The organism is uncultured Nisaea sp. (genome assembly GCF_963974195.1).
GTDB lineage: Bacteria > Pseudomonadota > Alphaproteobacteria > Thalassobaculales > Thalassobaculaceae > Nisaea.
In genome coordinates this window covers 1-5,470 of the sequence record NZ_CAXBDC010000171.1, presented here as the reverse complement: position 1 = coordinate 5,470, position 5,470 = coordinate 1, and the positions used below count along the sequence as shown (strand labels likewise).

At 60.0% G+C, this 5,470-nt stretch carries 6 protein-coding genes; 3 read left to right on the top strand and 3 right to left on the bottom strand.

The genetic code is table 11. The features are described 5' to 3' along the window. Positions 1-405: an iron response transcriptional regulator IrrA gene (gene irrA, locus AAC126_RS21585; protein ID WP_339857409.1), complete on the bottom strand. Its 405-nt coding sequence runs from the start codon at positions 403-405 to the stop codon at positions 1-3. Positions 406-704: 299 nt separating this feature from the next. Between irrA and fabA the strand changes: the two genes are divergently transcribed. The 3 genes from fabA to AAC126_RS21570 all read left to right on the top strand — a co-directional run bounded on the left by fabA (position 705) and on the right by AAC126_RS21570 (position 3,328). After that, positions 705-1,235, top strand: a complete 531-nt coding sequence (gene fabA, locus AAC126_RS21580) for a 3-hydroxyacyl-[acyl-carrier-protein] dehydratase FabA (RefSeq protein ID WP_339857405.1) — start codon at positions 705-707, stop codon at positions 1,233-1,235. A gap of 1 nt (position 1,236) precedes the next feature. Continuing rightward, positions 1,237-2,460, top strand: a complete 1,224-nt coding sequence (fabB, locus tag AAC126_RS21575) for a beta-ketoacyl-ACP synthase I (protein ID WP_339857403.1) — start codon at positions 1,237-1,239, stop codon at positions 2,458-2,460. A gap of 82 nt (positions 2,461-2,542) precedes the next feature. Next, the gene (locus AAC126_RS21570) at positions 2,543-3,328 is read left to right on the top strand and encodes an SDR family oxidoreductase (protein ID WP_339857407.1); all 786 of its coding nucleotides are present in this window, start codon (positions 2,543-2,545) and stop codon (positions 3,326-3,328) included. A gap of 30 nt (positions 3,329-3,358) precedes the next feature. Here AAC126_RS21570 and AAC126_RS21565 read toward each other — a convergent pair whose 3' ends face one another. Beyond that, a complete protein-coding gene (locus tag AAC126_RS21565; RefSeq protein ID WP_339857401.1) occupies positions 3,359-4,228 on the bottom strand; it encodes a hypothetical protein in 870 nt (289 codons plus the stop codon). 573 nt (positions 4,229-4,801) lie between these two features. After that, the coding region (locus AAC126_RS21560; protein WP_339857400.1) for a glycerophosphoryl diester phosphodiesterase at positions 4,802-5,470 on the bottom strand (669 nt) is incomplete at its 5' end.

The following is a 5,470-nucleotide window of genomic DNA, read 5'->3' as shown; positions in this document are numbered from 1 at the left end:
CTAAAGCTCTTTCGCCTTCAGGCGGATGATCAGGTCGACCCGCTCGATCTCCGTGCCTTCCGGAGCATCCGGAAGGTTCACGAAACCAACCCGTTCCGCCGGAATATCTGTCAGCCGCAACTCGTCCTCGACGAAGAAGTGATGGTGATCCGTGGTGTTCGTATCGAAATACGAACGGCCGGATTCCACGACAACTTCGCGCAGCAGGCCGGATCCGGTGAACTGGTGCAGCGTGTTGTAAACAGTGGCAAGCGAGACCGCGATCCCGGCTTCACCGGCTTCCTTGTGAAGCTGCTCCGCCGTCACATGGCGATCGCCCGCAGCGTATAGCAGGTCCGCGAGTGCGAGACGCTGACGCGTCGGGCGCAATCCGGCCCGCGTCAGGCGGCCGGACAGGCTCTGCATTTCGCCCAGGCTCTGCGTTTCACTAGGGGTATCTGCACTGCTCATTCCCGGTCTTCCATTCGGTCTCTCGGGGTTTCGTCGCTCGGGCACATCAATCATAAGAAAGAGCGTTAATCCGCCCCATATGTCAAGTCATCGGGTATCACACTCCACCTGATTGCTTGCACTCCCCACCATATTTAGGGTAGGCGGTGCATGAAATGTGAGAGATGGCGCGGTCGCGCGGTTGCAGTCTATCATGGGACCAGACAGGGTCCCGCCTGACGACAAGCGCTGGCGTACGGGAAGGAACGGCATTGTTGGACTTCAAGGAAAAGAACAGCTTCGGGTACGAAGACCTGATCAAATGCGCCAAGGGAGAGCTTTTCGGCCCCGGGAATGCGCAACTTCCGATGCCTCCGATGCTGATGTTCGACCGTATCACCAATCTCTCGACCAGCGGCGGGGCATATGACAAGGGCTCGGTCACGGCCGAATACGACATCAAGCCGGACCTCTGGTTCTTCGATTGTCATTTCGTCGGCGACCCGGTGATGCCGGGCTGCCTCGGCATGGACGCTCTCTGGCAATTGCTCGGCTTCACGCTGGGCTGGATGGGCGGTCCGGGTTCCGGCCGCGCGATCTCGGTCGGCGAAGTCAAATTTTCCGGCCAGGTGCTGCCGTCCGCAAAGCTGTTGACCTACACGCTGGACCTCAAGCGCGTTATCATGCGCAAACTCTATATGGGGATCGCCGACGGCCGCGTGGAATGCGACGGTGTCACGGTCTTCGAGGCCAAGGACATTCGCGTCGGACTGTTCCAAAACACGGTAACCGAAGGGGCAAATTGATATGCGTCGCGTCGTCGTCACCGGGCTCGGAATCGTCTCCAGCATCGGCAATAACGCAGAAGAAGTCACCGCTTCCCTGCGCGCCGGTAAATCCGGCATCGAATTCGCGCCGGACTATGCCGATCTCGGTTTCCGCTCCCACATTCATGGCTCGATCAAGCTGGATCCGTCGGAACATATCGACCGGAAGCTGATGCGGTTCATGGGCAACGGCGCAGCCTACAATTACATCGCGGCCCAGCAGGCCATAGAAGATGCGGGCCTGGAGCCCGCCGATGTCAGCAACCCGATGACCGGCATGGTCATGGGGTCCGGCGGCCCGTCCACTTCCAACATGATGCAGGCATTCGACACAGCCCGCGAAAAGGGTCCGAAGCGGGTCGGCCCCTACATGGTGCCGCGGGTCATGTGCAGCACCAATTCCGCGACCCTGTCGACCGCCTTCAAGATCAAGGGCCTCAGCTACTCCATCTCCTCGGCCTGCTCGACCAGCTCGCACTGCGTCGGCAATGCCTATGAGCTGATCCAGATGGGCAAGCAGGATGTCATGCTAGCCGGCGGCGGCGAAGAGCTGCACTGGACGCTGTCCGTCCTGTTCGACGCCATGGGCGCGCTCTCTTCGAAATTCAACGATACGCCCGACAAGGCCTCGCGCGCCTATGACGCCAATCGCGACGGTTTCGTCATCTCCGGCGGCGGCGGTGTCCTCATCCTCGAGGAACTCGAGCATGCCAAGGCACGCGGCGCCAAGATTTACGGCGAAGTTGTCGGCTACGGCGCAACGTCAGACGGCGCCGACATGGTCGCGCCCTCCGGCGAAGGCGGCGTGCGCTGCATGCAGATGGCCCTCAAGAACGTCGAAGGGCCGGTCGATTACATCAACGCCCACGGCACCAGCACGCCGGTCGGCGACACGATCGAGCTGGAAGGCATTCGCGAGGTCTTCAAGGACCGGAACGCGATCCCGCCAATCAGCTCGACCAAATCCCTGAGCGGCCATTCACAGGGCGCCACCGGCGTCCATGAGGCCATCTACACGCTTCTGATGATGAAGAACGACTTCATCGCGGCCTCCGCCAACATCGAAACCGTCGATCCGGAGGTCGAGGACATGCCGATCGTTCGGGAGCGCGTGGACAATGCCGGGCTGCGTGTTGCCATGTCTAACAGTTTCGGATTCGGCGGCACCAATGCCGTGCTAGCCTTCCAGAAATACGACGCCTGATAGCGGAGCGACCGGGATGACCGACCTGATTGACGACACGGCCGATCAGCATGAAGCGGAAGCGACGCCTTACAAAGGCCTGATGGCTGGCAAGCGCGGTTTGATCATGGGGGTTGCCAACGATCGCTCGATCGCCTGGGGCATTGCCTCCGCCGTCGCCTCGCAAGGTGCCGAGCTGGCTTTCACATACCAGAACGAGTCCCTGAAAAAGCGGGTTCATCCCCTGGCGGAGAGCGTTGGCTCACCGCTTGCCGTCATGTGCGACGTCGCGGATGACGATGCGCTTGACCGGGCATTCGATGAAATCGGTACTGCCTGGGGCGGTCTGGATTTCGTGCTGCACGCCATTGCCTATTCGGACAAGGGCGAGCTGAAGGGGCGCTACGCGGACACGTCGCGGGAAAACTTCCTCAATACGCTCGACATCTCCTGCTTCTCCTTCACGAACATCGCCCGCCGTGCCTGGCCCCTGATGAAGGATGGCGGCAGCATGCTGACCCTGTCCTATCTCGGCGCCAACCGCACCACGCCGAACTACAATGTCATGGGGGTGGCCAAGGCCGCCCTGGAAGCAAGTGTCCGGTATCTGGCCGCCGATCTCGGCGAGCACGGCGTCCGGGTCAACGCGATCTCCGCAGGGCCGATGAAGACCCTTGCCGGCTCGGCCATTGCCGATGCCCGCCATACGTTCCGCTTCGCCGAGAACAACGCGCCGCTCAAACGCAACGCATCGCTCACGGAAGTCGGCCAGGCCGGACTGTATCTGCTGAGCGACCTGTCGGCGGGCGTGACGGGGGAAATCCACTATGTCGACGGGGGCTTCCACACCGTCGCCATTCCGAAGCCGGAACGGGCCGCGGAAGACTAACTAATCCACGAAAGACTGGCTTGAAGAGCCTCAGGTACGGCGGCTGCGAAGGTCAACAATGCCTTCGCCGCTTCTCAGCTCGTATCCCGGCAGCTTCTTCTTCAGCAGATCCACGGCCAGCCCGGAGGATTGCGGCCGCGTGATGCTGAGAATTTTCGGCGATCCGTCACTGGCCTCGAACGGGAAGAGAAGGCGGAGAAAGTTCCGCTCTTCGCCATGCGCGTAATTACGGTGCACGATCGAGAGGTTCGGCCACTTTGTTTCGCGGCAGACCAGGTAATCTTCAAGCTGGCACCGCCGCAGCGCCTCGTCATCCAGCTCCGCGAACTTCATCCCGGTCATATCGGCGCCATGCCAGAAGCCGGTGCCGGTATCCCAGTGCTCGATGAAATAGCCGTCGGGGTTTTCCTCGCCCACGTCGAAGACATGGATGGCGCATTGCGGGGCAATCGCCCTTAGCACCTCAAGCTTGAACCGGCCTTGTATCAGCCGGCCCTCCGGATCGCGCGCCTTCTCTATATAGAGAGCGCAGCGCTCCATCTGGTCCGGGTCAAGGCCATGCAGAAGCTCATCACGGACATATATCTTCCGGCTGCGGCTGAGATCGCTCTCCCAGATCTTGTAGCCAATGACCGGATCGGCCTGCGCCGGAACCAGAAGCTTTCCGCTCCCGCCCGCACCGGTCGGCTCCCAGTCTTCGGGAATGATCTCGTCGAGCCGTTGCAGGGTTTTCATCGACGCTTCGAAGTCGGGACTGTCGATGCCTTTAAGCAACGTGTCGGATATACCCGCCGCGGAAGCGAGTTTGTATTTCCGTATCCCTGTCTCGACGTAATAGCGATGGCAACGGTGCCGCAATTCCGCCTCGAGCTTCGATATCGCATGTTTGAATCGGCCCATACCTAAGACCTTATTCCCATTTCTCTGGGAAAGCAATTCCCATTTTTCTGGGAATTTATTACCAGGGCGCCATTTTTTTAAAGATCTCGCCGGAAATTTTTCCATTTATATTCAGCTTATTAGCACAGTACGGTGTATCTCTGTATGCAAATTCAACACGCTAGACGGGTATCCCGAACAATTTACGCTTGCGCTTTCCCACTTTTCTGGGAATAGTGACGATTATAAGAACCCTACTACTTGGAGACACCTCATGGCAGACAGCTTGAAACCGTCCGGACAGGGTAAAGACATACTCGGATCAGCCCTGAAGACGGTTGAGGACGGAGATCGCGACGCCAGCCGCATGGTGCGCCGCCACTTCCGTCTGGAAAGCCGACGCACAAGCATCTGTCTGCACCCGGAAGAATGGTCGATGTTCGACCTCGTCTCGAAAAGGCTTGGCTATAATGTCAAAGCCCTGATCAACGAGATCGACCGAACCCGCGGATCCAGTTCCGTTCCTTCAGCCATGCGGGTTTTCATGTTGGGATATTGGCGGGATCTCGCCCGGATGAATGCCGGCCGGACCGCTCAGGCCAGCGCAGCCAACAGGGGCTCGTCGGTAATGACCGCATCCACCCCCCAGCCTATGAGGCTCGCAGCCCGCTCCGGATCGTTTACCGTATAAGTAAGGATCCGGAAGCCCGCCTCATGTATGGCCGTAATCAGTGCGGCATCCAGGCGGGCATGGTTCGGATGTACCGAGAAACATCCAAGGTCCCTGGCTGCCTCATGCCAACCCTCTGCCATCGTGTCTGACAGATAGCCTCGGAGAAAATCCGGGGCTTTTTCTTGTGCGATCCGCAAACAGTCCGGCACGAAGCTGGAGACGATAATCCGCTCCGTCAGGTCCGGGCACAGATCGTTCAGCATCTGCGAGACCAGCTCGGCTGTGCGCGCTTCCCGGCCCCTGGTCGGCTTGATCTCCACATTCATCGACAGGCCAAGAGCCCGGCAGCAGGAGATGGCTTCCTCGAAGGTCGGCACACGCTCTCCGGCAAAGCCCGGATCGAACCAGGAGCCGGCATCAAGCGTCTTGAGAGCGGACAGGGTTTGCGCGGCAACCGGCCCGGAGCCGCTATTGGTCCGGCCCAGCTCCTCGTCATGATGCAGCACCGGCACATCGTCCGCGCTCAGCATCACATCGAACTCCACCCACGAAAAACCGGCCTCCGCCGCAAGGCGGAAGCCGGTCAATGT